The organism is Corynebacterium sp. HMSC061H03 (assembly GCF_001838215.1).
Taxonomy (GTDB): Bacteria; Actinomycetota; Actinomycetes; order Mycobacteriales; family Mycobacteriaceae; genus Corynebacterium; species Corynebacterium jeikeium_D.
Map to the genome: position 1 here is coordinate 1 of NZ_KV836089.1, position 22,253 is coordinate 22,253.

General features: G+C 58.7%; 20 protein-coding genes, 5 tRNA genes and 2 riboswitches. Of the genes, 10 read left to right on the top strand and 15 right to left on the bottom strand.

The window, feature by feature from the left end:
- Positions 1-233: 233 nt before the first annotated feature.
- Positions 234-1,496 carry a UDP-N-acetylglucosamine 1-carboxyvinyltransferase gene (gene murA, locus HMPREF2787_RS10220; protein ID WP_239272592.1) on the bottom strand — a complete coding sequence of 421 codons (1,263 nt, stop codon included), beginning with the start codon at positions 1,494-1,496 and terminating at the stop codon, positions 234-236.
- A gap of 47 nt (positions 1,497-1,543) precedes the next feature.
- Here murA and HMPREF2787_RS10225 point away from each other — a divergent pair, with 47 nt between their 5' ends.
- Entirely contained in the window at positions 1,544-2,143 is a 600-nt protein-coding gene (locus HMPREF2787_RS10225; protein WP_049173053.1) for a cob(I)yrinic acid a,c-diamide adenosyltransferase, read from the top strand.
- Between the two features lie 71 nt (positions 2,144-2,214).
- Here HMPREF2787_RS10225 and ramA read toward each other — a convergent pair whose 3' ends face one another.
- The 5 genes from ramA to HMPREF2787_RS10250 all read right to left on the bottom strand — a co-directional run bounded on the left by ramA (position 2,215) and on the right by HMPREF2787_RS10250 (position 6,738).
- Entirely contained in the window at positions 2,215-3,051 is an 837-nt protein-coding gene (gene ramA / locus HMPREF2787_RS10230; RefSeq protein WP_005511953.1) for an acetate metabolism transcriptional regulator RamA, read from the bottom strand.
- A 475-nt stretch (positions 3,052-3,526) separates the two neighbouring features.
- Positions 3,527-3,784, top strand: a riboswitch (cobalamin riboswitch).
- 194 nt (positions 3,785-3,978) lie between these two features.
- A complete protein-coding gene (locus HMPREF2787_RS10235) occupies positions 3,979-4,803 on the bottom strand; it encodes an energy-coupling factor ABC transporter ATP-binding protein (protein WP_070859185.1) in 825 nt (274 codons plus the stop codon).
- A 2-nt stretch (positions 4,804-4,805) separates the two neighbouring features.
- Positions 4,806-5,543 carry a cobalt ECF transporter T component CbiQ gene (gene cbiQ / locus HMPREF2787_RS10240; protein WP_070859186.1) on the bottom strand — a complete coding sequence of 246 codons (738 nt, stop codon included), beginning with the start codon at positions 5,541-5,543 and terminating at the stop codon, positions 4,806-4,808.
- Positions 5,540-5,917, bottom strand: a complete 378-nt coding sequence (locus tag HMPREF2787_RS10245) for an energy-coupling factor ABC transporter substrate-binding protein (RefSeq protein WP_070859187.1) — start codon at positions 5,915-5,917, stop codon at positions 5,540-5,542. Before HMPREF2787_RS10245 ends, cbiQ begins: the two co-directional genes overlap by 4 nt.
- Before the next feature lie 38 nt (positions 5,918-5,955).
- Positions 5,956-6,738 carry an energy-coupling factor ABC transporter permease gene (locus HMPREF2787_RS10250; RefSeq protein WP_083326701.1) on the bottom strand — a complete coding sequence of 261 codons (783 nt, stop codon included), beginning with the start codon at positions 6,736-6,738 and terminating at the stop codon, positions 5,956-5,958.
- Between the two features lie 66 nt (positions 6,739-6,804).
- Positions 6,805-7,073: riboswitch (cobalamin riboswitch) on the bottom strand.
- A 303-nt stretch (positions 7,074-7,376) separates the two neighbouring features.
- Between HMPREF2787_RS10250 and cysK the strand changes: the two genes are divergently transcribed.
- On the top strand, positions 7,377-8,309 hold the full coding sequence (gene cysK / locus HMPREF2787_RS10255) for a cysteine synthase A (RefSeq protein WP_070859189.1): 933 nt from the start codon (positions 7,377-7,379) through the stop codon (positions 8,307-8,309).
- Between the two features lie 115 nt (positions 8,310-8,424).
- A complete protein-coding gene (epsC, locus tag HMPREF2787_RS10260) occupies positions 8,425-9,018 on the top strand; it encodes a serine O-acetyltransferase EpsC (protein ID WP_016421365.1) in 594 nt (197 codons plus the stop codon).
- 70 nt (positions 9,019-9,088) lie between these two features.
- On the opposite strand, the gene HMPREF2787_RS10265 is transcribed toward epsC, so the two are convergent.
- The 6 genes from HMPREF2787_RS10265 to HMPREF2787_RS10290 all read right to left on the bottom strand — a co-directional run bounded on the left by HMPREF2787_RS10265 (position 9,089) and on the right by HMPREF2787_RS10290 (position 10,907).
- Positions 9,089-9,370, bottom strand: coding sequence for a GNAT family N-acetyltransferase (locus HMPREF2787_RS10265; protein WP_048733762.1), 282 nt, complete (start codon positions 9,368-9,370; stop codon positions 9,089-9,091).
- Between the two features lie 107 nt (positions 9,371-9,477).
- On the bottom strand, positions 9,478-9,933 hold the full coding sequence (locus tag HMPREF2787_RS10270) for a hypothetical protein (protein WP_070603988.1): 456 nt from the start codon (positions 9,931-9,933) through the stop codon (positions 9,478-9,480).
- Positions 9,934-10,090: 157 nt separating this feature from the next.
- A tRNA-Phe gene (locus tag HMPREF2787_RS10275) sits at positions 10,091-10,163 on the bottom strand.
- A gap of 19 nt (positions 10,164-10,182) precedes the next feature.
- Positions 10,183-10,259: transfer RNA gene (locus HMPREF2787_RS10280), tRNA-Asp, on the bottom strand.
- A 484-nt stretch (positions 10,260-10,743) separates the two neighbouring features.
- Positions 10,744-10,817: transfer RNA gene (locus HMPREF2787_RS10285), tRNA-Asp, on the bottom strand.
- 14 nt (positions 10,818-10,831) lie between these two features.
- Positions 10,832-10,907 (bottom strand) — tRNA-Glu (locus tag HMPREF2787_RS10290).
- A gap of 200 nt (positions 10,908-11,107) precedes the next feature.
- Between HMPREF2787_RS10290 and HMPREF2787_RS10295 the strand changes: the two genes are divergently transcribed.
- The gene (locus HMPREF2787_RS10295) at positions 11,108-11,638 is read left to right on the top strand and encodes an NUDIX hydrolase (RefSeq protein ID WP_070643090.1); all 531 of its coding nucleotides are present in this window, start codon (positions 11,108-11,110) and stop codon (positions 11,636-11,638) included.
- Positions 11,639-11,713: 75 nt separating this feature from the next.
- Here HMPREF2787_RS10295 and HMPREF2787_RS10300 read toward each other — a convergent pair.
- A tRNA-Lys gene (locus HMPREF2787_RS10300) sits at positions 11,714-11,786 on the bottom strand.
- Between the two features lie 216 nt (positions 11,787-12,002).
- Between HMPREF2787_RS10300 and HMPREF2787_RS10305 the strand changes: the two genes are divergently transcribed.
- From HMPREF2787_RS10305 to phoU, 6 genes are all read left to right on the top strand, one after another.
- Positions 12,003-13,592, top strand: coding sequence for a cytochrome ubiquinol oxidase subunit I (locus tag HMPREF2787_RS10305; protein WP_070643088.1), 1,590 nt, complete (start codon positions 12,003-12,005; stop codon positions 13,590-13,592).
- Between the two features lie 19 nt (positions 13,593-13,611).
- A complete protein-coding gene (gene cydB / locus HMPREF2787_RS10310; RefSeq protein WP_016421374.1) occupies positions 13,612-14,628 on the top strand; it encodes a cytochrome d ubiquinol oxidase subunit II in 1,017 nt (338 codons plus the stop codon).
- 29 nt (positions 14,629-14,657) lie between these two features.
- The gene (locus tag HMPREF2787_RS10315) at positions 14,658-16,208 is read left to right on the top strand and encodes an ABC transporter ATP-binding protein/permease (protein WP_016421375.1); all 1,551 of its coding nucleotides are present in this window, start codon (positions 14,658-14,660) and stop codon (positions 16,206-16,208) included.
- Complete coding sequence (cydC, locus tag HMPREF2787_RS10320) at positions 16,205-17,944, top strand: thiol reductant ABC exporter subunit CydC (RefSeq protein ID WP_070859190.1); 1,740 nt, start codon at positions 16,205-16,207, stop codon at positions 17,942-17,944. The genes HMPREF2787_RS10315 and cydC overlap by 4 nt, the downstream gene beginning before the upstream one ends.
- Before the next feature lie 132 nt (positions 17,945-18,076).
- Entirely contained in the window at positions 18,077-19,234 is a 1,158-nt protein-coding gene (gene dusB, locus HMPREF2787_RS10325) for a tRNA dihydrouridine synthase DusB (RefSeq protein ID WP_042388893.1), read from the top strand.
- Positions 19,235-19,324: 90 nt separating this feature from the next.
- Positions 19,325-20,062: a phosphate signaling complex protein PhoU gene (phoU, locus tag HMPREF2787_RS10330; RefSeq protein WP_080969597.1), complete on the top strand. Its 738-nt coding sequence runs from the start codon at positions 19,325-19,327 to the stop codon at positions 20,060-20,062.
- Positions 20,063-20,498: 436 nt separating this feature from the next.
- Here the strand turns inward: phoU and pstB are convergent, their stop codons facing one another.
- Both pstB and pstA read right to left on the bottom strand, forming a co-directional pair.
- Positions 20,499-21,275 (bottom strand): phosphate ABC transporter ATP-binding protein PstB, encoded by a 777-nt coding sequence (pstB, locus tag HMPREF2787_RS10335; protein WP_070859191.1) that lies wholly within the window; start codon positions 21,273-21,275, stop codon positions 20,499-20,501.
- A gap of 48 nt (positions 21,276-21,323) precedes the next feature.
- The gene (gene pstA / locus HMPREF2787_RS10340) at positions 21,324-22,217 is read right to left on the bottom strand and encodes a phosphate ABC transporter permease PstA (protein ID WP_048732128.1); all 894 of its coding nucleotides are present in this window, start codon (positions 22,215-22,217) and stop codon (positions 21,324-21,326) included.
- Positions 22,218-22,253 lie beyond the last annotated feature (36 nt).

Sequence of the window (22,253 nt, forward strand, 5' to 3'; positions counted from 1 at the left end):
CCAAACACATAAACTGCCTGGCCGCGCTGACCTCCAGATACATTACACACACCCCACCCAAAGACACAAAACCCCAGGTAAAATAGCGAAAACCACCACAAGCCACCACAGGAGAATCACTCCTTACGGTTCTGAAGCATCCAGAACCGAAGACTTGCGATGGTTTTCCGCACCGCGCGTTTAACTAGCACCGTGCGCTTAGCCGTTAGCCATTGACCAGAGGCCAACAATCACTAGCTAACCCGTTCAACAGAAGCGCCAAGAGAATTGAGTGTCTCTACGAAGCCCGGGTAACCACGGTCGATGTGATAAACATCGTGCACCTCAGTGACGTCACCTTCTTCAGTACACAGCCCAGCAAGCACTAGTCCCGCTCCGGCGCGAATGTCCGAAGACCACACAGGTGCGGAACTCAGCGTTTCCTTTCCGCGAATCATCACGTGGTGGCCATCGATAGTCGCGTCCGTGCCGAGGCGAATCATCTCGTCGACAAACCGGAAGCGCGACTCAAAAACGTTCTCGGTAAGCACTGACGTCCCTTCGGACACCGCGGACAGAGCAATGGCCATGGGCTGCATGTCCGTCGGAAAGCCTGGGTATGGCAGCGTTTGATAGTTCACACCCTGCGGACGCCTGTCCATACGCACGCGGAAGCCCTGCGGGTAGGTCTCGACCTGAGCGCCTGCGTTCTTCAGTTTTTCCAGAGGAAGGTGCAGGTACTTAGGGTTAATGCCAACGACCGTAATATCGCCGCCGGTCATCGCTGCAGCATAAGCCCAGGTCCCTGCGATAATTCGGTCGCCGACAACCTTGTGCTCAGTCGGGTGCAGCTTCTCTACGCCCTCAACCGTGATGGTGTTAGATCCCGCACCCGAAATCTTGGCGCCCATCTCCACGAGCATCTCGCACAGGTCGACAATTTCGGGCTCACGGGCGGCGTTATCCAGCACAGTCGTACCTTCCGCTAGTACGGCCGCGGTCAGAATATTCTCGGTCGCGCCGACGGACGGGAAGTCCAGCTTGATGTTCGCCCCCTTGAGTCGCCCCGCCTCAGCCACCACGCAACCGTGGTGAATATAGGTGCGTGCTCCCAATTTCTCCAGGCCAGCCTGATGCATGTCCAGCGGGCGGGAACCAATAGCGTCACCACCGGGCAGTGCGACAATCGCGTTACGGGTACGCGCCGTCAGCGGCCCGAGCACACAGACCGAAGCGCGGAACTGGCGCACGGCATCGAAATCGGCGTGATGCGAGAGTTCTTCGGGCACCGTGATTTCAATCCGGTCGCCCTCGCGCGTCACGGAGCAGCCGAGCCCTTCGAGGACCTTTTGCATCAATGGCACGTCGTCAATTTCAGGGCAGTTCGTCAGTACTGTCGTGCCCTCGGCGAGAAGCGCCGCACCCATCAGTTTCAGAACCGAGTTCTTCGCCCCGGAAATCTGAACCTGACCATTTAGCGTCGCTCCGCCTTTAACCAGAAATCGCTCATTTCCCACTCCCCCAGCCAACCACATTTCGCAATATCGCGCTTAGGCTTGAAGCTATGAGCGTTCATCTAACTCGCATTTACACTCGCACCGGCGACGACGGCACCACTGGATTATCCGATTTCAGCCGCGTTCCCAAGGATGATTCTCGCCTTATCGCCTACGCCACGTGCGAGGAGGCCAACGCCGCACTCGGCCAGGCGCTCAGTTTCGGCACGCTTGACGACGAAATCTCGGCTGTCATTCGCTACGTGCAGAATGACCTATTTGATGCCGGAGCCGACCTGGCAACACCTATTGAAGAAAACCCGAAGTACCCGCCGTTGCGTATCGAGCCGGATTACATCGAGCGACTCGAGCACTGGTGCGACCAATTCAATGAACAACTGCCGAAACTGGATTCCTTCATCCTCCCGGGAGGCACACCAGCCGCAGCACTGCTACACACAGCTCGGGTGATTACTCGCCGAGCCGAGCGTGCAGCATGGGCTGCCTGCCGCGAATTTCCCGAAACCACCTCAGTCCTACCGGCGAAGTATCTCAATCGCTTGTCTGACCTGTTGTTTATTCTTTCGAGAGTGGCCAATGACGGAAACGACGTTAAGTGGATCCCCGGTGGTGAGCGCGAAGCCCAGCGGCAAGCAGGGGGTAAGTAGCGGGTCAAGTAGCAGAACTGACTACCCCAATACCCGCGGGTTTGGGCGCAAAGGAACCGTCGTCAAGCGGTTTACGGCAGTGCGCCGATGCGACGGGCCGCGTTGACGGCCTCGTAGCGAGTGTGGGCGCCCAGCTTGCGCATCACGGAGCGGAGGTAGGACTTAACCGTCTCGGCACCGATGCCCATTTCCTCTGCGGCCTCGACGTTGGTGTGACCGAGGGCGACACAGGCGAGAACATCGAGCTCACGAGCCGACAGCTTGGTGGTCTGCTTGACGCGAACCGGGGTGACCATCTGATCGCAGAGCACCTCGAGCTCCTGGCGCAGCTTCTCATCATCCACACGGTTAGCGAGCATGCGCAGCTTGGAGTGCGTGGAGCGAACCTGCTCCCACTCAGCGCCATTCATGATGCGGCCGCCCTTACCGTTGCCCGAACGATCCATGTTGCGGCAGGCATCGACGACAGCGAGGTCCTGCTCCAGGCAACGGGCGGTCATTGTGACCTCTTCAAGAACCTTGTCCCCCAGGCGCACCGAGGAGTGCACGCCACCGTAGAGCACGCCACGGACAAGACGCGAAACGATCACCGGCACGGCGACCAGCGAGTGCAGGCCTTCGTCACGAATCTTGTCGTCATACTCATGGGTAATAACCTTGGCGCGCAGGTAGTCACTGACACCCACCGGGCGGCGCGTGGCCAACACGCGACCACCGACACCCGCACCCGATTCCACAGTCAGATTCTGCAGGGCCGGAGTACGCAGGCCAACCCAGTTGTTGATCTGCATCTTAGAGTTATCGGTGACTTCCGCATACATTGTGACCGGAATACCAGTCGCATTCTTTAGGGCGACCAAGGACGACTTAATAACCTCATTGTCGTCCAGAATGCGGTGGGGATCCATCTCGCGTCCTCCTGCGTAACGGGCAAATTGCTTCACTGGCACCCACAGAGGCACCATCAGCCTGTGACTTCGCGCCGACTTACACTCCTACGAAATGGCCAACTACCGCTCAGCGGCCACTGACCCTTTCGGGGGCTGTAAACCGTACAAAGTAGATAGTACCCTCCGAACGGGTACACCTGCATTAAGGCATCCGTCACACAATCTTAGGAAACAACTAGGTTTCTCTACAAGTACGTAAAGAAAATACCAGGATAAATCCTGTCATTAGCCCCGCCTCGGCCGAATAAATACAAGGCAGGGGGTAGCTATTTTTCCGCTAACAAACTGCGTGAATGTTGATAACAGAGGGTAATGAACGGCGTTTTACCCCCAATGCGGACATTTTCGAAAAAGACCTTCGCTTATTTTGCATCGTGCGCTATTGTCATACATGCAACAGGTTTTGTTGAGTTCCACTTTCAATGCTACGTCCTCCACGTGGTTGTCCGAAGGTGGTGCACAGCAAACGCAAGAGGGAATCCGGTGCAATTCCGGAACTGTCCCGCAGCGGTAATCTGGAACAAAATTCGCCAACGGCACTGAGGTTATTTCAACCTTGGGAAGCGGCGAAAAGTAGGAAAATTGATAATAAGGATCTGCACGTAAGCATTGAAGCTTGCGGCAGTCGTCATCCCCTTATTGTCGGTCACGCCAGAAAGTCCGAATACCTGCCTGATGCGCCGAGGGCACTGCAAAGTGCCACGGCCACGGAGATCGCCCGCGGACAGGTGTGACGTGAAATGGAAGCGAAGAAATGCGACAGCTTCGCCTATATTTCTAGGCCTATTTTCATAGGCATTACGCCCTGCCCGCGGGCGCTTTTCTCATTTTTATCGTGGTTTAGCTGCACATATCGATGAGCTATTCACCAACCAAACCGCTCGCCTAAACATCCTCTGGATGGCACACATCTCGCCCAATCGCCTTGGAGACCACGGGCGCCCAGGGCAAAGCCAATCGAGCATGTTCGACCAACCGTCGATCGGCCAAAATTTCCTCTTTGGAGCCAACTCGCAGTTTGCCGTCGGCAAGCACTGCTGCCCTATCGGCGAAATTCCACGCGAAGTCGATGTCGTGCGTGGCGACGACGACGGCAGTGCTCTGATCGCGCAATTGATTGAGCGTGTGTGCAAGCTTTCGGGTCGCCTGCGGATCGAGGCCGGCGGAGGGCTCGTCGAGAAGCAGCACACGCGGATGCATCGCCAGCGCACCAGCGAGAGCGACGCGCTTGCGCTGACCATAGGAAAGCTGGTGCGGAACGCGTTCGGCGAGATCGGTGATCTCGGCGGTACCTAGAGCCTGCCGGACGCGCCGTTCGACTTCCTCGTTCTTAAGCCCCAGGTTGACGGGACCGAACGAGACGTCTGCAAACACGCTAGCCGCGAAGATTTGCTCATCCGGATCCTGCGTGACCATCTGCACTGAGCGACGGACCGCATTGCGGCCGTGCCGGGAGTACGTGTAGACGGTGCCGTCAAGGCGGACCTCACCACTATTGGGCTTAGACGCTCCCGCGAGCATACGCAACAGCGTGGACTTGCCAGAACCGTTTGCGCCCAACAGCGCTAGGCGCTCGCCGCCCGAAATTGCCAAATCCACGCCTTTCAGGACGTGGGTTTCGTCGTAAGCGTATGTAACGGCAGCTGCTTCCACAATGGCACCGCTGGCACCATGCGGGTGATCAGCGGTATTTTTCCTGCTGATCGACATCCCTATACACCCCATTTCAGCAGCGCCCAGGCCGCGATCAACGACAACAGTAATGCACTGGATATCACGATGAACTTCGGCTGCCTGGGTCGCGAAATCACTAGTACTTTCATTGCGCTCGGGTCGGCGCGAAGCTCGATTCCCTCTTGCATCTTGCGGGCACGGGTAAAGGCAATGACAAAGAGGCTGGCGGACTGTGCCGCTGCATCTCGGATCATCGCCCGGCGCGTGGAGTGCCCCAGACGTCGTGCTTGGGCCTCAGTCATTGAACGCGCAGAGTGAATCAGCACGCCGGTCATCCGATAAATCACCTCAGCGAGATAAGTGAGGTAGCGCGGCATGCCGTGCTTGTCGAGCCAGGCAATGAGCTCCGAAATCGGAGTGGTCAGCGCAAAGACCATCGTGCAGCTGATACCCGCAAACGAACGCATCACAACCTGCGTCATTCGCTGCGGGCCATCCGGCGACCACGCGAGACCGTCGGGAGTAAGCGCTACCAAAAGCGGAAACGCGCCGACGAGCACAAAAGCCGCCGGCGCCAGCACCATTGCCGCATACAGCTTGCGGGGCACTCGGGCTATGTACGCAATAGACCAAGCAATGACCGCGATGACCGGTGCAAAGGGAATTGGCGGTAGCGCAACCGCCAGAATCAGCAGCCCACCGAGCAGCAGAATCTTTTCACCCACGTTGCGGCGTGCCCAAGCGCTGCGCGCCGCTGCGGCTTCTAGCGCATTCACTGCTCTTTCTCGCGCTTGTCTGAACGCGCAGCAGCCTTCCCTCGGTAGAAGCCAATAACGTAGAACAGGACGCCAGCTCCGATAACGGCCTGGAGCGCGAACAGACCCGACTCAACCTCACCCGGCAGCTCGCCGACGAGTGGCTCGAACCACGGCTCGTAGTTCGGGTCGATTTCCTGAATTGTCTCCGTAGCGGTGGCATCAGTGCCGGCGAACGGCTCCTCGGCGTCGTCGTCCCCGTAGTTGAAGAACAGCGGGAACATGGCAATTACGACTACCAGGACAATGAGACCAACGCTGACCCACACGGAGTTCTTCTTCGGCTGGCTCACTGCCTGTGCGTCGACAATCTGCGCGTTGTTTTTTGCATTCATAATCGTGCTCTCTTTCGCTTCTTTTCGCTTGACGACGGCTACCGCTTCTGGCCGGATACGGATGCAGCTGCCGCATTCTGCGAAGTGGCAGATCCTGCGACAGCGTCGGTCGTGGTGTCTGCAGCCTTTGCGTCCAGCGCCGGTGCTGGCGCATCACCGAAGCGGGACAGGAAGCCGAGATCGAGGAGCTCAGAATGTGCCACGGCCAGCAGGGTGCGCATGAGAATGACGGTGACCAGAGCCTCGATGATTGCCAGCGGAATCTGCGTGATAGCGAACAGGCCGAGGAATGTAGCCAGAGCGCCGCCGACACCGCCCGGGTTTGCCGGGTGTGCAAGAGCGAGCTGCATGGAGGTCACCACGTAGGTGGAGAGGTCAGCGAAGAACGCTGCCATAAACACACCTGGTAGTAGGCCTCCGCCGAGCTTTCGAGTCAATACGTAGAAGGCGTAGCCAACCCACGGGCCGACGATTGCCATGGAGAAGATGTTCGCACCGAGCGTCGTAATGCCGCCGTGAGCGAGCAAGATTGCTTGGAAGAGCAACACGATGGAGCCAAGCAGCGCCATCACCGGAGGTTTGAAGATTACAGCACCAAAACCTGTACCTGTCGGGTGCGAAGTGGAACCCGTCACAGATGGAATCTTGATTGCGGAGAGCACGAAGGTAAACGCACCAGCAGCACCGAGCAGCATGCCGCTACCGGGATGTTCTTTCATAGTGCGCTTGACTTGAATTGCGCCGTGAATGACAAAGGGAGCGGCAGCTACACCCCACCCAATGCAATGAGTAACTGGGAGAAATCCCTCAGCAATATGCATGATGTAAATCATCTTTCTACGGCGCTATTCACCTCGACAGCACCGCTCGACCGCCAATCCGCGGACGCGAATTGGATGATTTACAGTCGGTCTCCTGGCTGATGGGCTGAGGAAAGCTTCACACTTCTATTAATGCCTCGCCTCCTTCCCCAAAGGTTTGAGTCCCTCTGAGTGGCTTCGACGAAGCACCGCAATCGCTGAGTCCATTGTCTGCGTTTTCGGTTATCACATATAACCGCTGTGCAGATAAGGGCCGCAATCGCGCCCAATCACAGTGGCGAGGGCCGCTGCCTATTCACAAGGCATTCCCGTGCACTGTAAATCACGTCTCAGAATAGTGGATTCTAAGAAACTTTAATGCTCTTTACCCTCACAATGGAGGTAAGGACGAGCGAGGCAATGAGACAGCGTTAACGTGGCAATAGCAGGGGCATTGCGAAAATAGCGGTGCGACTGCGACGGCGCCGGCCGCGGCGACTATGACGGTGGCGGCACCGGAACTGACAGCTTCCACTTCCCTACGCAAGCCATAAAATAGACGAACTGGTCTGTACTAATTGCAGGATCAGGCGTACACTACGGCTACACGCGAAAACTCATTAGGAAGTCCTCTGTGATTTCCGGAATGGATAAGATTAATGACTATTTATAACGATGTCACTGAACTGATCGGCAACACCCCGCTGGTTAAGCTCAACCGTGTTACCGAGGGCCTGCCGGGCAACGTGATTGCCAAGCTGGAGTTTTACAACCCTGCCAACTCGGTCAAGGACCGCATCGGCAACGCAATTATCGATGCCGCCGAGCGCTCTGGCGAGCTCAAGCCGGGCGGAACCATCGTCGAGGGTACCTCGGGCAACACCGGTATCGCGCTGGCAATGGTCGGCGCAGCCCGCGGTTACAAGGTCATTCTCACTATGCCGGACACCATGAGCCAGGAGCGCCGCGTCGTTCTGCGCGCATTTGGCGCTGAGCTTGTACTCACCCCGGGCGCGGATGGCATGCGCGGTGCTGTCGATAAGGCCAACGAAATCGTGGCTAACACCGACAATGCAATCCTGGCTTCCCAGTTCGCCAACCCGGCCAACCCGGCTATCCACGAGGCAACCACTGGTGAAGAAATCTGGGAAGCTACCGACGGCAAGGTTGATTACTTCGTGGCTGGTGTCGGCACCGGCGGCACCATTACCGGTGCTGGTCGCACGCTGAAGAAGCACAACTCGGACATCAAGCTGGTTGCCGTTGAGCCGAAGGCCTCCCCGCTGCTGACCGAGGGCACCGCCGGCCCGCACAAGATTCAGGGTCTGGGCGCAAACTTCGTCCCAGAGGTTCTCGATCAGGAGCTTCTCGACGAGATCATTGCGGTTACCAACGAGGACGCTATTGAGGTCTCCCGCAAGGTTGCTGCAGCCGAGGGCATCCTCGGCGGCATTTCCGCCGGTGCAAACATCAAGGCTGCTCTCGAGATTGCAGCCCGCCCGGAGGCTGAGGGCAAGAACATCGTCGTGATTGTCCCTGACTTCGGCGAGCGCTACGTCTCCTCCATCCTGTACGAGGACCTGCGCGACTAAAACCAAGCGCTATAAGCGCCCGTAACCTTCTCTGCAGAGCCCGCTAGCTGGCACTTTCCGTCGGCAAGCGGGTTTTTGCATTGCCCACACTTCCGACCAGATAGAATTGACGCCCATGAGTGACTTTTTCCGAATCCTCAAAGAGGATCTGGACAATGCCCGTGCGCATGACCCAGCTGCGCGCAGTGATGTAGAAAATGCCATTGTCTACTCCGGCCTACACGCAATCTGGATTCACCGATTCTCGCACCGCCTCTGGAAACGAGGCGGGATTTTCAAGGGCATTGCACGAGTACTCGCACAGTTTTCCCGTTGGCTGACTGGTATTGAGATTCACCCGGGCGCTCAAATTGGCCGAAGGTTCTTCATCGACCACGGCATGGGCATCGTCATTGGTGAAACCGCAGAGATCGGTGACGGCTGCATGCTCTACCACGGTGTGACACTCGGCGGCCGCTCACTGGAGAAGGTAAAACGCCACCCAACTCTGGAGGACAACGTCACCGTCGGGGCAGGTGCGAAAGTCCTTGGCCCGATCACAATTGGTGCGGGTTCATCGATTGGCGCCAACTCCGTGGTCACCCACAGCTGCCCACCCGATTCCATCGTGATAGGGATTCCGGGCCGCGTACGCCCTGCCAAGCCCGGCGAACACAAGCCGTTGTGCGATCCGGCGGTGTACGTCCAGGGTGACGGAGACTTCATCTAGCCCCGCCCTAAAACTAGCTCTACATACAAAAGCCGGCCGGCTTCTTTGTGCGTTCTTCGCCCTTCAGCGACTAGCCAGCCAGTAGATCCTGGTATTCCGGGTTTTTCTCCACGAAGTTGGCAACAGCGGAGCAGCTGGTGCGAATCTTTCGGTTGTTCTTCCGAACATCATCCAGCGCGCCTGCGATAAGCGGCTTGGACAGGCCTTGTCCACGGAATTTGCCATCTACAACCGTGTGGTCAAAGTCCAGGGCACCTTCCACCGGGGTGTAAGCGGCAAAGCCGGCCTCTTCTCCCTCTACGGTGAGAACATAGCGCTGACCGGCCTCATCATGCGAAATAGTGTGTGCCATTTTCGGAATCACTTCCCTCTCATGGTTGTGAAGCGTCGTCATTGCAAACGACTCTTAGGATGTAACCCAGATAACAGCTCTCGCTTCGGATTAATTCCGAATTCTGGTTAATTCTGCACTAGCGGGGGTTCGCCCGGGTGCTCGTCGGCACGCCCGACAGCGACACGGCACGGGACATCGCCCTTCGCGACCTTAGTCGCAGCCTCCCCCTCTGCCCACCCCGGGCTGACGGCCTCAGCGAGCGGGCCTGCCAGGTCCGCCATTTCGCAGTGAGACAGCCCCGGAGCCACCACACTGATGCGGTAACGCTTCCGATCCCCCGGATCCATGCCCGGGTTGGCCTCCGCCCACAAATCAGCGAGCGAAGAGGTGCGCCCCACATCGGGCATGACATCCTCGTAGACGTTGACGTCCTGATCCGGAATCAGTTCCGCGAGCACCCCACGAACCTTCTCAGCAGCCGATTGGCTGCCCTCAGCATCCGTGTAGACGAAGATGCGCACGACCCACGGCAGCGTCTTATCGTCGGACAGCGTTCCTGCTGAGGCGAATTCCTTACTCATGCACAACATCCTATCCGCTAGGGTGTGTACGCGGTTTAATTTCCCCCACTTTAAGGTTTTCGCACGGCTCGATGCACTTTGCTTTACGACGATCCCCGCGACAAACACCTGGTAAAACAAAGAATCCCCAGCCCGTTTCCGGACTGGGGATTAATTGTGGCCAGAAGCGGGATCGAACCGCTGACCTTCCACTTTTCAGGCGGACGCTCTACCGACTGAGCTATCTGGCCAGACTTGAAATTAATCAAGTGGCGACCCTGACGGGACTTGAACCCGCGACCTCCGCCGTGACAGGGCGGCGCGCTAACCAACTGCGCCACAGGGCCTTAAATGCCGTGCTCAACTTACTGGGTTACCAGCGCTGTGCACGAGTTGTTACTCTACAGAACAGCGCTGAACATAAGCAAATCGCCAGTTCATGGCAGTTATTTTAAGTTGAAAGCTGACATCCAGCCCCGGGTCTCGGGGCAACCTAGACTGTGGCAAAAGCTCTCCCCACCAAACCCGGGTAAAGCCCCCCCCCTCTCCCCCAGTGTCACTGATGCGAGTTACTGACTACGTTTATGGCTGGCGGCGTTGGGGCGATGCGAGTTACTGACTACGTTTATGACAAAAATGGCCCGAAAAATGGCTTGAAAGTGTCATAAACTCATAAAGTTTCACATTTGCAGCCCGTAGTTTTTGGCTTCTCACCAGTCACCATCTTGAGAGTCAGACACACTTTTTGTCCATTACCCACGCCGACGCCCAGCGCACCACTAACCAAAAGCAAAAAACGCCAGCTCCAACCGGAACTGGCGTTTAGAATTGCGACCCTGACGGGACTTGAACCCGCGACCTCCGCCGTGACAGGGCGGCGCGCTAACCAACTGCGCCACAGGGCCATCATGATTTTTAGTGGTACTCCCAACGGGATTCGAACCCGTGTTGCCGCCGTGAAAGGGCGGAGTCCTAGGCCTCTAGACGATGGGAGCCCGACTTAACGCTGCAAAGAGTTGCCCACTCAGTGGCACACTCCGCGTACACCTGCAGTGTATGAACATTGCATTTGCGCGCGCTCTTGGCAACGTAAAGAACTATAGAGGATAAGTACCCTTTTCCCAAAATCCACGGTTGAACTGGAGTTTCTTACTATTTCCGCGGACGCTACTAGTACTCAGATAAGCTCGCAACTATGGCAATTCCGGATTTCATTGTTCAGCTCCGTGAAAAAGTGGGCCACGCTCCGCTCTGGCTCCCCGGTGTCACGGCTATCGTCATTCGCGATGTTCCGCCGAATGCACCGATGTACGCCTTGCCCGAGGTCTTGCTGGTTCGTCGCTCCGATAATGGTGAATGGACCCCAGTCACCGGAATTATCGACCCGGACGAGCAGCCTCACGACGCCGCCGTGCGAGAGGTAAAGGAAGAAACGGGACTCGATGTCACAGTTGAGGCCCTGCTTGGAACTGGCGCCGTTGGCCCTATCGAACACCTCAACGGCGATGTTTCCTCATATCTGGATATCTCCATGCGCTGCAGTGTTGTTGGCGACGACGTCCCCTATGTCGCTGATGATGAATCCACTGATGTCGGATGGTTCCAGATCTCACAGATGCCACCGATGAAGCCACGCTTCCGCTTGATAGTCGCCGATGCAGTGGCGCAGCTTAAGCACCCGGCGGGCTTCAAGCCACGGATGGGCTACCACAAGCGGGAGAAGTAGGTGCCACAGAGGGCAAATACAGGCAAGATACTACAAAACCCCAGGCTGTTGATGACCTGGGGTTTTGCGTGCTTGTGGGCCCTGCGGGGCTCGAACCCGCGACCTGCGGATTAAAAGTCCGTAGCTCTACCAGCTGAGCTAAAGGCCCGCGCAACAAAATAGCCTAGCAATTACGCGCTTGTTTTTAATAATTGCCCTCCGGAGTTTTGCCCTGCCCGCGTCGATAAGTTCACGCCCCGGAACTTTTTACCCCTCCTGTCCGACTGAATTAATAAGCAGGAATACTGCGGGCACTTGATGCAGGCTTCGACAAATCCGTCGGAGTACACGCATCGTTTATGTCTACTTTTTCAGTCGAGGAAACATGGATGTCGTCGATATATCTCGTTGGCAATTTGGCATAACCACCGTCTACCACTTCATTTTTGTCCCGCTGACAATTGGTCTAGCTCCGCTCGTCGCGCTCATGCAGACACTGTGGGCCACGACGAAAAATGACCTTTGGTACCGAGCGACGCGGCTTTTCGGCACCATCTTCATTATTAACTTCGCCATGGGCGTAGCCACGGGTATCGTCCAGGAATTCCAGTTCGGTATGAACTGGTCGGAGTACTCCCGCATGATCGGTGATGTCTTCGGCGGCCCGCTGGCTCTTGAAGGCCTCATCGCATTCTTCCTGGAATCCACTTTCCTGGGACTGTGGATTTTCGGCTGGGGGCGTATTCCCACCTGGATGCACACGCTCTCGATTTGGATTGTCGCTATTGCGGTGAATATCTCGGCGTATTTCATCATCGTCGCCAATTCGTTCATGCAGCATCCTGTAGGCGCGGTCTACAACCCGGAAACCGGCCGCGCAGAGCTTACAGACTTTGGCGCACTGTTGACCAACTCCACTGCCTTGGCAGCTTTCCCGCATGCCGTGGCCAGCTCTTTCCTTACCGCCGGCACGCTCGTTGTCGGCGTCAGTGGCTGGTGGCTGGTTCAGAGCCGCCGCGGTGGCCAGAGCAATACTGTTCACGAACGGACGTTTCACAAGTCCATGAAGGTCGGGCTCTGGACAACTGTGCTCAGCTCGCTGGCGGTGTTTATCACCGGCGATATCCAGGCCAAGCTTATGTTCGAGCAGCAGCCGATGAAGATGGCATCGGCCGAGTCCCTGTGCCACACGCAGACAGATCCAATGTTCTCGATTCTGACCGTCGGTACGCACAACAATTGCGACTCGGTGCTGCATCTCATCGAGGTGCCATGGGTGCTGCCTTTCCTGGCCGAGGGCAAGTTCAGTGGCGTCACGCTCCAGGGCGTGCAGGACCTGCAAGAAAAAGCTGAGGCGGTCTTCGGCCCAGGCAATTACTCTCCGAATCTGTTCGTCACATACTGGTCTTTCCGCGCCATGATTGGGCTCATGGTCGGTTCTCTGGCTATCGCGTTTTTCGCTTGGCTATTTACTCGCAAGGGGCGCGTGCCGACGGGCAAGCGAGCCCGCATTTTCGCCGCTTGCAGTATCCTCGCGATTCCGTTCCCGTTCTTGGCCAGCAGCGCTGGCTGGATCTTTACGGAGATGGGCCGTCAGCCCTGGATTGTGCACCCGAACCCGGATCACGCGGGCGACCCGCGCACCGAGCTGATTCGCATGACCGTCGATATGGGTGTGTCCGACCACGCACCGGCCACGGTGATTATCACCCTGGTGGGCTTTACCCTGCTCTACCTGATTTTGGCAGTGGTGTGGTTCTGGTTGATTCGCCGCGCAGTTATTGCCGGACCTCCGACCGAATCCGCTGAGGCTATCAACGCCATCGGCAATGACCCCGAGCACGCTGGCCCGTCGTCACCAATCGCTACCAATCTGGGCGCGATCATCTCGTCTCCGGTTCGATTCAACAAGGTCCATGCCCAGTCCGCTGCCAGCCCCGACTCCGAAGTCTCCGCGACTGAGGACACAAAGTAGATAAGGATGTATCTCTGACATGTTCGGATTAGATCTTCCCGTTTTGTGGTTTGTCCTGATCGCGTTCCTGTTCGCCGGCTACTTCCTTCTCGAGGGCTTTGACTTCGGCGTCGGAATGCTGCTGCCGTTCGTTGGCCGCGATGAACCGCGTCGTAAAGCGATGCTCGGAACTATCGGGCCGGTATGGGACGGCAACGAAGTGTGGCTAATTACCGCTGGCGGCGCGCTCTTCGCGGCGTTTCCGGAATGGTATGCGTCTATGTTTTCCGGCTTCTACCTGCCGCTCTTCCTGATTCTGGTGGCGTTGATTGTCCGTATCGTCGGGCTGGAATGGCGCTTCAAAGTCAACGATGAGCACTGGCGCGCCTGGTGCGACCGCGCGATTATCTTCGGCTCCTGGCTGCCTCCAATTCTGTGGGGCGTAGCGGTCGCGAACCTGGTGCGCGGTGTCCCGCTGAATGCCGACAAGAACTTGGACTCCGGCTTTAGTACCCTGCTCGGGTTGCTGAACCCGTACGCTCTGGTCGGCGGGATTGCGTTTGCGGCTGTGTTCGCTCTTCACGCAGTTACGTTCCTGCGGCTGAAGACCGCCGGCAAGCTACGCGACGAGGTCGGCAACGCCGCTCGAATTCCGGCACTGTCGGCGCTGATTTTTGGCGGCGTGTTCCTCATCTGGACACAGTTGGGATACGGAAAGACCTGGCTGTGGGCTGTTGTCGTTATCGCCGTCGCGGGGCTGGTCATTGCCATCTCCGCAACCGTAGGCAACCGCGACGGCATCGCTTTTTCCGCAACCGCCGTCACCGTGACTGCCGTCACCACCGTTGTCTTCGGCGCCATGTACCCGTACCTGATGCCGACGACGCTTGCCGACGGCGTCTCCCTCGATATCTGGAATTCCGCCTCTAACCCTTACACGCTGAAAATCATGACCTGGACCGCGCTGGTGATTACCCCACTGGTGATTGCCTACCAGGCGTGGACATACTGGGTATTCCGCAAGCGGTTGATGGCTGAGCGTAAGGTCTCGCAGTAGACCGTCCGTTGGAGGTTAGTTTCTAAAAAGTGGCACCTGTCGATCCGAAACTATTCAAGCTGTCGGCCCCAGCCTGGCGTTGGGTCATTTTCGCGGGCGCACTGACCGCCGCGAGCACAGGTGCCACAATCGCGTTGGGGCTGGCAATCGGCACTATTACGGCGCAGGTTCTGGGTGAGGCAACTCCTAATTGGACATTATTCGCGCTGATAGCCACGGCCGCTGTACTCGTTCGGGTGGCCTGCTCCTACGCGCTCGTGCGTTTCGGCCAATCTGCGGGTGCACGCGTGGCCACAGACCTGCGCAGCCGGGCACTGCGAGCCCTGGCTCTGCGCGATCCTCGCACTGTCGACACCGCGCACTGGCGCGCATTGCTTTCGGTCGGGCTCGATGGTGTGGCCGTCTACGTGGCGGAATTCCTCCCCGCACTGGTGGCCGCAGCGCTGGCTACCCCGATGGCACTGGTCGCAGTCGCATGGTTGGACCTCCCATCGGTTGCCATCGCGGTTGTCACGCTGCCACTCATTCCACTGTTCATGTGGCTGGTAGGTCGCCTCACTGAGGGCCACACAGAACGCCGTCTGGCCGACATCGGCACGGTGCGTGGTCAGATTCTCGACCTGGTCATCGGCCTGCCAACGCTCAAAGCGCACAACATGGCCGACACCCCCAGCGAGGAAATCAAGCGCCTGTCGACCCGCCACCGGAAATCCACCATGGAGGTCCTGCGCATCGCTTTCCTATCCGCGTCGGTCCTGGAATTCCTCACCACCCTGTCAATCGCCCTCATCGCCGTCGGCATCGGTTTCCGACTTCTGGGAGGCCACATGACGCTGGCAACCGGCCTGGCAGTGCTCATCATCGCCCCAGAAATCTATGGCCCGGTGCGCCAGGTTGGCCAGAAATTCCACGCCGCCCAGGACGGTGTGGTCGCTGCCACCGAAGTCACGGAACTGTTAGACAAGGACGCTGGCCAGACTCCAAACTCCACAGACACCACCTCTGAAACTGTGGAAGAGGTGGCCGAAGGAACGTCGTCAAGCAGTGTCCACAGCGCCCCCACGGTCGTGTTCGAACGCCTTTCCGCGCCGGGGCGAGACGGCGTGCGGCCAAGTGAATTAAGCGCCATCGCGCAGCCAGGCACAGTGACGGTGCTGGCGGGGCCGAACGGCGTGGGCAAGACGACAGCGCTGCTTGCGGTCGCCGGCATCGTGCACGAGGGGTTGGAAGGCTCCGTAACTATTCGCGACGGCCAGCGCATTCTCCGTGACCAGGATCTGCTGCGGCGCATCGCGTGGCTGCCCCAGCGCCCAGTGTTGGACGCAGCGACGGTGGGAGACAATTCGCGGCGCTCGCTCGGGCAACGTCAGCGGGAGGCGCTTCGGCGCGAGCTTGCCGACGACACCCGCGACCTCGTCCTCCTCGATGAACCGACAGCTCACCTGGATGCCGACAGTGCGCAGTCCGTGATTAGGCTCCTGCACGCACGTGCCCGGCGCGGAGCCACAGTGATTGCCACCAGCCATGATCCGCTGTTGATTGCGGCCGCCGACGGCGTGGTGGAGGTGCAGTCGCGATGACTACTCTGCAAGCGCTTCGTCGCCTGGTGAAACCCCGCGACCTGGTGTGGCCGGTGTTGGCGGGCATCATCACGCTGCTGTCCGCGCTGAGTCTGACCGTGGTGTCGGCGTGGCTGATTACGCGTTCTTGGCAGATGCCACCGCTGATGGACATCACCTTGGCGGTGACGTCTGTGCGCGCGCTGGGTATTTCGCGAGCTGCGTTTCGATACCTCGACCGGTTGGTCTCCCACGATGTGGCGTTGCGCACCGCCGAGCGCTCGCGCGTGAAGCTATGGGAGCATTTCGTGGCCGACCGTACGCTGGCGCTGCGTGAGCGTTCCGATATTGTCACAGCGCTTGGGGCGAATATTGACGCACTTGCCGATGCCGTCGTGCGATCAATAGTGCCCGCATTGGTGGCGCTGATGACCTCTCTCATCGCCGTCATTTTTGTGGCTCTACTCTCGCCTGCCGCTGCGGTTCTCCTGGCGGTGGGACTGCTTCTGGCCGGCGGTGTTGCTCCTTACCTGACGTATCGCACCACTGCGCGCTCAAGTCAGCGTCGCGCGGCCGCGCTTCAGTCGCATGCCGCTGCCGTCGAAGCGCTGCTTTCCGACGCCGCCGGCCTGCGTATCCACGGCCAGTTGGATGAGGCAGTCTCTGCCGCGTCATCCTCCAGCAAAACGGTTGCGGCCATCGATGACGCCGCAGGTCGAGCAAATGCCCGCGCCTCCGCACTGAGCACCGCGGCTAGCGTGTTGACCGCTGTCCTGACCGTGGTCGTAGCGTCGTGGTTAGTGACGGATTCGGCCGGGGGCGCTGGCGGCGGTTTGCTGCACTCTCCCGAGTGGCTGACGGTTCTGGTTCTGGTGCCGCTGGCGGCTTTTGAGTCGGTTGGTCCGCTGCCAGCTGCTGCGCAAACACTGGCGCAATCGAGGGAAGCCTTGCTGACGCTCGCGTCAAGTGCGAGTGAATCAGGGGAAGCGGATGCCATGCGCTCAGCCCCAGTCCCCACAGCGCCAATCCACACGTCCCCGCTCGCTCAGAACCACCTGACAGTTCGGCCAACTCTGCAGGTTCAAGACTTAATCGTGGGCTACCCCGACGACAACAGTTCGAATACTGCGGAAGAGCCCGCTGCCCAGCCAGCTCAACTGCCGATGCAAAACTTCGAGGTCACCTTTGGCGACTACCGGGAGATCACGGCGCCGTCGGGAAGCGGAAAGACCACGCTGCTGAAAACAATCGCCGGACAAATCCCGCCGGTTGCGGGCACGGTGACTATCATTGACGGAGACGGACGTGAGCTGTGGCGCAGTGCGGCAAGTGCCGGAGAGCCCCACGTAAACACGGAGCAGTGCGACCTGGTGCGCTTCGTCGCCGAGGATGAGCATATCTTCGCCACGACGGTGCGGGACAACATCTCTATTGGTAACCCGCAGGTCAGCGACGAGGACATTTACTCCGTACTGGACGCCGTGGGCCTGCGCGATTGGGTCGATGCCGCACCCGACGGCCTGGACACGATTCTGGACAGCGGCGCGGACAGTCTCTCGGGTGGTCAGCGGCGCAGGCTCATTCTCACCCGTGCGCTTGTCAGCACAGCGCCAATCCTGCTTCTCGACGAACCCACCGAACACCTCGACGAAGAGTCGAACCACATCCTGGAAATTCTCCGCAATACCACCGACCTGCCCGGTGGGAGGGGTCGCCGAACGGTGATCGTCGTCAGGCATCCGCGGACGAAGCGCTAACCGGGGCGATCCGATCCGCCAGATAAAACAGATTCGAAAACGGCAGTTCAGCGTGACACAATACTGTACGTGTTAGATACCTCCTCGAGTCCACTCAGCGCCGCCAAACCCGCCGATGCCACGTCCGCGCACATGCACATCGGCCCCTTTGAGCTCGCTTCCCCCGTGGTACTCGCTCCGATGGCCGGTGTCACCAACGTGGCATTCCGCACGCTGTGCCGCGAGCAGGAGCTGCAGCGTACAGGCACGGTCTCGGGCCTCTATGTCTGCGAGATGGTCACCGCGCGAGCACTGGTCGAGCACAACGAGAAGACCATGCACATGACCACCTTCGCGCCTGACGAAAACCCGCGCAGCCTGCAGCTCTACACCACTGACCCGAAGTGGACCTACGAGGCCGCAAAGATGATTGTCGACGAAAACCTCGCCGACCACATCGATATGAACTTCGGCTGCCCGGTACCGAAGGTCACTCGCAAGGGCGGCGGCTCGGCACTGCCGTATAAGCGCCGTCTCTTCGGCAACATCGTCGCCGCAGCGGTAAAAGCCACTGAGGGCACGGACATCCCGGTGACCGTGAAATTCCGCGTCGGTATCGACGACGAGCACCACACGCATCTCGATGCCGGCCGCATCGCCGCTGAGATGGGCGCCCAGGCTGTGGCTCTGCATGCCCGCACCGCAGCGCAGCGCTACTCCGGCCACGCTGACTGGTCGCAGATCGCGCGGCTGAAGGAGCACATGGTCGACTCCGGCTACAGCGATATCCCGGTGCTTGGCAACGGCGACATCTTTGCCTCCACCGATGCCCGCAAAATGCTCGACGAGACCGGCTGCGACGGTGTCGTCGTCGGTCGCGGCTGCCTTGGCCGCCCGTGGCTGTTCGCGCAGTTGTCCGCCGAGCTGCGTGGCGAAGAAGTGCCGCCGGCACCAACATTTGGTGAGGTCGCGGGGATTATCCGTCGTCACGCGGAACTGCTCGTGGAGCACGAGGGCGAACGTAAGGGCTGCCGCGACCTGCGCAAGCACATCGCCTGGTACCTGCGCGGTTACCCTGCCGGCAGTGAGGTGCGGAAGTCTCTTGCGCGCGTCGATTCGCTGGCAACGCTCGACGAGATTCTCGCACCGCTTTACGACGGCCCCAGCGCCCACGCCCGCCCGGAGGACGCCGACGGCGCCCGCGGCCGACAGGGGTCCCCTGCAAAGGTGGTCTTGCCGGAGGGCTGGCTGGACGACCCGGAGGACGACACCGTGCCCGAGGGCGCGGAGATTATGCACTCCGGTGGCTAAGCTTCGGTTCTGAGCGAGTGTTTACATAACTTTACGAGGGGTAATTGGGGGCTCCCCACTAACGCGCGACGTTGTTGAGGATTGCCTACTATGGAACGCATGCGCACTGTCTACCGAGAACAAATGGACAACTTGGCCCACAGCCTGATTGTGATGTGTGACCGAGTTGGCTCCATGCACAAGCTTGCGAACAAGGCCCTCTTCGAGGCTGATTTGGTCTCGGCTGAAACAGTTCTTTCCCAGATTGATTCTCTCGAGGACCTGCGCCAGGATGCGGAGCAGCGAGCCTTCGAGCTGTTGGCCCGCGAAGCTCCTGTGGCTGGTGACCTCCGACAGATTGTCAGTGGCCTCTACATTGTCGAGGACATCTCCCGCATGGGCGCATTGAGTGTGCATATTGCCAACGTTGCCCGGCGTCGCCACCCGAACAAGGCACTACCAGAGCCCGTGGAGGGGTTCTTCCGCGAGATGGCCTCCGTATCTGAACAGATGACGCACGAAACCCGTCAGGTGCTCATCGACTACGACGTTGACCAGGCATTGGCCTTGGATAAGACCGATGACAGCATCGATGACATTCACCAGCACCTGTTTACGCTGACCAACGACGATAATTGGCCGCACTCCCCTGCGCAGACAGTGGATGTCACTCTGCTGAGCCGCTTCTACGAGCGCTACGCGGATCACGCCGTCGAGGTTGCCGCCCGAATTATTTACCTGGCCACCGGTTACAAGCGCGATGTCTACCTGGACAAGCTTGAGGACGAACGCGACCAGCGCAGCTTTAACCAACGCCTGCAGGCCTTGGAGCGTCACCTGCGGATGTAGGTTCGTGAAGCTGCAGGCTGTTGGGAGGCTGGGTGTTGGGGGGGTGTTTGGGCTGCGCTGAAGGGATGTTGGGGGTGGCTGCTGGCCTGGGGCGCGGGTTTTTAGGCCGGAGTGGAGCCGTTTTTAAGCCACACCAGGCTAAACACCTCCCCAGCCACAACACCGCCTCAAACCGAGAAACTGACTAGGTTTATGACACTTTACTGTGAGTAAACGCTATTCATCTGACATAAACCTAGTCAGTAACTGCTTGATCCCGCCACAAAAACTGTTTTCCCCGGCACAAATCACCTACGCGGCTAGGTATTCAGTCAGCAAAACGTGTGCGCGACTCAGCAATCAAATAAACCACAACAACAAAAAGAGCCCAGTACCTCGCATGTACACGCGTGAGGTACGGGGCTCTTTTTGGTTATTACGGCATATGCAGAAGCGTTTAACCGAAGCGACCGGAGATGTAGTCCTCGGTTTCCTTCTTATCTGGGTTCTCGAAGATCTTCTTGGTCGGGCCAACCTCTACCAGGCGCCCCGGCTTACCGGTTGCCTCGAGGGAGAAGAATGCGGTCTGATCGGACACGCGAGCTGCCTGCTGCATGTTGTGGGTCACGATGACAATGGTGAATTCTTCCTTCAGCTCGTGAATCAAGTCCTCGATTGCCAAGGTGGAAATCGGATCCAGAGCCGAACACGGCTCGTCCATCAGCAGAACTTCCGGCTCGACTGCAATTGCGCGCGCGATGCACAGACGCTGCTGCTGACCACCGGAGAGGCCTCCGCCCGGCTTGTCCAGGCGATCCTTGACCTCATCCCAGAGGTTGGCGCCGCGCAGGGACTTCTCGGCAACTTCCTTAAGGTGAGCCTTGTTCTTAACACCGGCCAACTTCAGGCCAGCCACGACATTGTCCTCGATGGACATGGTCGGGAACGGGTTCGGACGCTGGAACACCATACCGATGGTGTTACGAACGGAGACCGGGTCGATCTTCGGGCCATAGATGTTTTCGCCGTCGAGAAGCACCTCGCCAGTGACGTAGGCGCCCGGAATGACCTCGTGCATACGGTTCAGTGAACGGAGCACGGTGGACTTACCACAGCCGGACGGGCCAATGAATGCGGTAACGGAACGTGGCGGGACGTGCAGGTTGACGTTCTGCACAGCGTGGAAATCGCCGTAGTAGATGTTGACATCGTTAAGGTCTAGGCGCTTAGCCATGGTCTTTCAAAAACCTTCCTTGAAATAGCGGACGTTAGGCGCCCAGAATTAACTGCTCTTGACGGAGAACTTGGCGGATACGAAGCGCGCCAGAATATTGATGAGGGCAATGATGAGAACCAGTGTGAGCGCTGCGCCCCACATCTTGTCGAATGCCGCACCGGTATTACCGGCCTTATACATGTCCAGCATGAACAGTGGCAGTGAGGACTGCGACTGGCCGAACGGGTTGTAGGTGATGATTCGCGAGGTTGCAACCAGGATCAGCATCGGCGCAGACTCACCCATGACGCGGGCGACGGCCAGCATGACACCGGTGACGATGCCCGACAGTGCAGTCGGGAGCACGATCTTCAAAATGGTCTTCCACTTTGGGACACCCAGAGCGTAGGAGGCTTCACGCAACTCGTGCGGAACGATGCGCAACATTTCCTCCGTGTTGCGGACGACAATGGGCAGCATCAGCAGAACCAGCGCCAGGGAGACGGCGAAACCGGAGCGGCTCATGCCGAACATGACCACCCACATCGAGTAGATGAACAGCGACGCGACGATCGACGGCACGCCGGAGAGGATGTCGACCATGAAAGTGGTGACCTTGCCGAGGCGGGAGTTACCTGCGTACTCGACCAAGTAGATGGCGACGAAGATACCGAACGGCACGGTAATGAGAGTCGTAACCAGAGCCTGAACCAAGGTACCGACGATTGCGTGAGCAACACCACCGGCATCTGTACCAACGGTGACACCGCGCTGGGAAGCAGTCCACCACTCACCACTTAGCAGTGACGGGGTGCCTCGGACGACAAGCTCGAAGAGAACCCACACTAGCGGAATCAAGGCAAGAGCCATGCAGAAGTAAATGAGGACCGTGGAGACCTTGTCCGCCACCTTGCGGGAACCCTTAATTTGGGTGAATGCCGACTCCGTAGTGGGGACCATGTCTGCAGGGCCGTGAGGCGAAGAATCAGTAGTTGA

What these genes read in the sequence shown, in the direction of transcription:
- HMPREF2787_RS10225 (WP_049173053.1), top strand. Translation starts at nt 1,544, where the DNA reads ATGAGCGTTCATCTAACTCGCATTTACACTCGCACCGGCGACGACGGC.
- ramA (WP_005511953.1), bottom strand. Translation starts at nt 3,051, where the DNA reads ATGGATCCCCACCGCATTCTGGACGACAATGAGGTTATTAAGTCGTCC.
- HMPREF2787_RS10235 (WP_070859185.1), bottom strand. Translation starts at nt 4,803, where the DNA reads ATGTCGATCAGCAGGAAAAATACCGCTGATCACCCGCATGGTGCCAGC.
- HMPREF2787_RS10245 (WP_070859187.1), bottom strand. Translation starts at nt 5,917, where the DNA reads ATGAATGCAAAAAACAACGCGCAGATTGTCGACGCACAGGCAGTGAGC.
- HMPREF2787_RS10250 (WP_083326701.1), bottom strand. Translation starts at nt 6,738, where the DNA reads ATGCATATTGCTGAGGGATTTCTCCCAGTTACTCATTGCATTGGGTGG.
- cysK (WP_070859189.1), top strand. Translation starts at nt 7,377, where the DNA reads ATGACTATTTATAACGATGTCACTGAACTGATCGGCAACACCCCGCTG.
- epsC (WP_016421365.1), top strand. Translation starts at nt 8,425, where the DNA reads ATGAGTGACTTTTTCCGAATCCTCAAAGAGGATCTGGACAATGCCCGT.
- HMPREF2787_RS10265 (WP_048733762.1), bottom strand. Translation starts at nt 9,370, where the DNA reads ATGGCACACACTATTTCGCATGATGAGGCCGGTCAGCGCTATGTTCTC.
- HMPREF2787_RS10270 (WP_070603988.1), bottom strand. Translation starts at nt 9,933, where the DNA reads ATGAGTAAGGAATTCGCCTCAGCAGGAACGCTGTCCGACGATAAGACG.
- HMPREF2787_RS10295 (WP_070643090.1), top strand. Translation starts at nt 11,108, where the DNA reads ATGGCAATTCCGGATTTCATTGTTCAGCTCCGTGAAAAAGTGGGCCAC.
- HMPREF2787_RS10305 (WP_070643088.1), top strand. Translation starts at nt 12,003, where the DNA reads ATGGATGTCGTCGATATATCTCGTTGGCAATTTGGCATAACCACCGTC.
- cydB (WP_016421374.1), top strand. Translation starts at nt 13,612, where the DNA reads ATGTTCGGATTAGATCTTCCCGTTTTGTGGTTTGTCCTGATCGCGTTC.
- cydC (WP_070859190.1), top strand. Translation starts at nt 16,205, where the DNA reads ATGACTACTCTGCAAGCGCTTCGTCGCCTGGTGAAACCCCGCGACCTG.
- dusB (WP_042388893.1), top strand. Translation starts at nt 18,077, where the DNA reads ATGCACATCGGCCCCTTTGAGCTCGCTTCCCCCGTGGTACTCGCTCCG.
- phoU (WP_080969597.1), top strand. Translation starts at nt 19,325, where the DNA reads ATGGAACGCATGCGCACTGTCTACCGAGAACAAATGGACAACTTGGCC.
- pstB (WP_070859191.1), bottom strand. Translation starts at nt 21,275, where the DNA reads ATGGCTAAGCGCCTAGACCTTAACGATGTCAACATCTACTACGGCGAT.
- pstA (WP_048732128.1), bottom strand. Translation starts at nt 22,217, where the DNA reads ATGGTCCCCACTACGGAGTCGGCATTCACCCAAATTAAGGGTTCCCGC.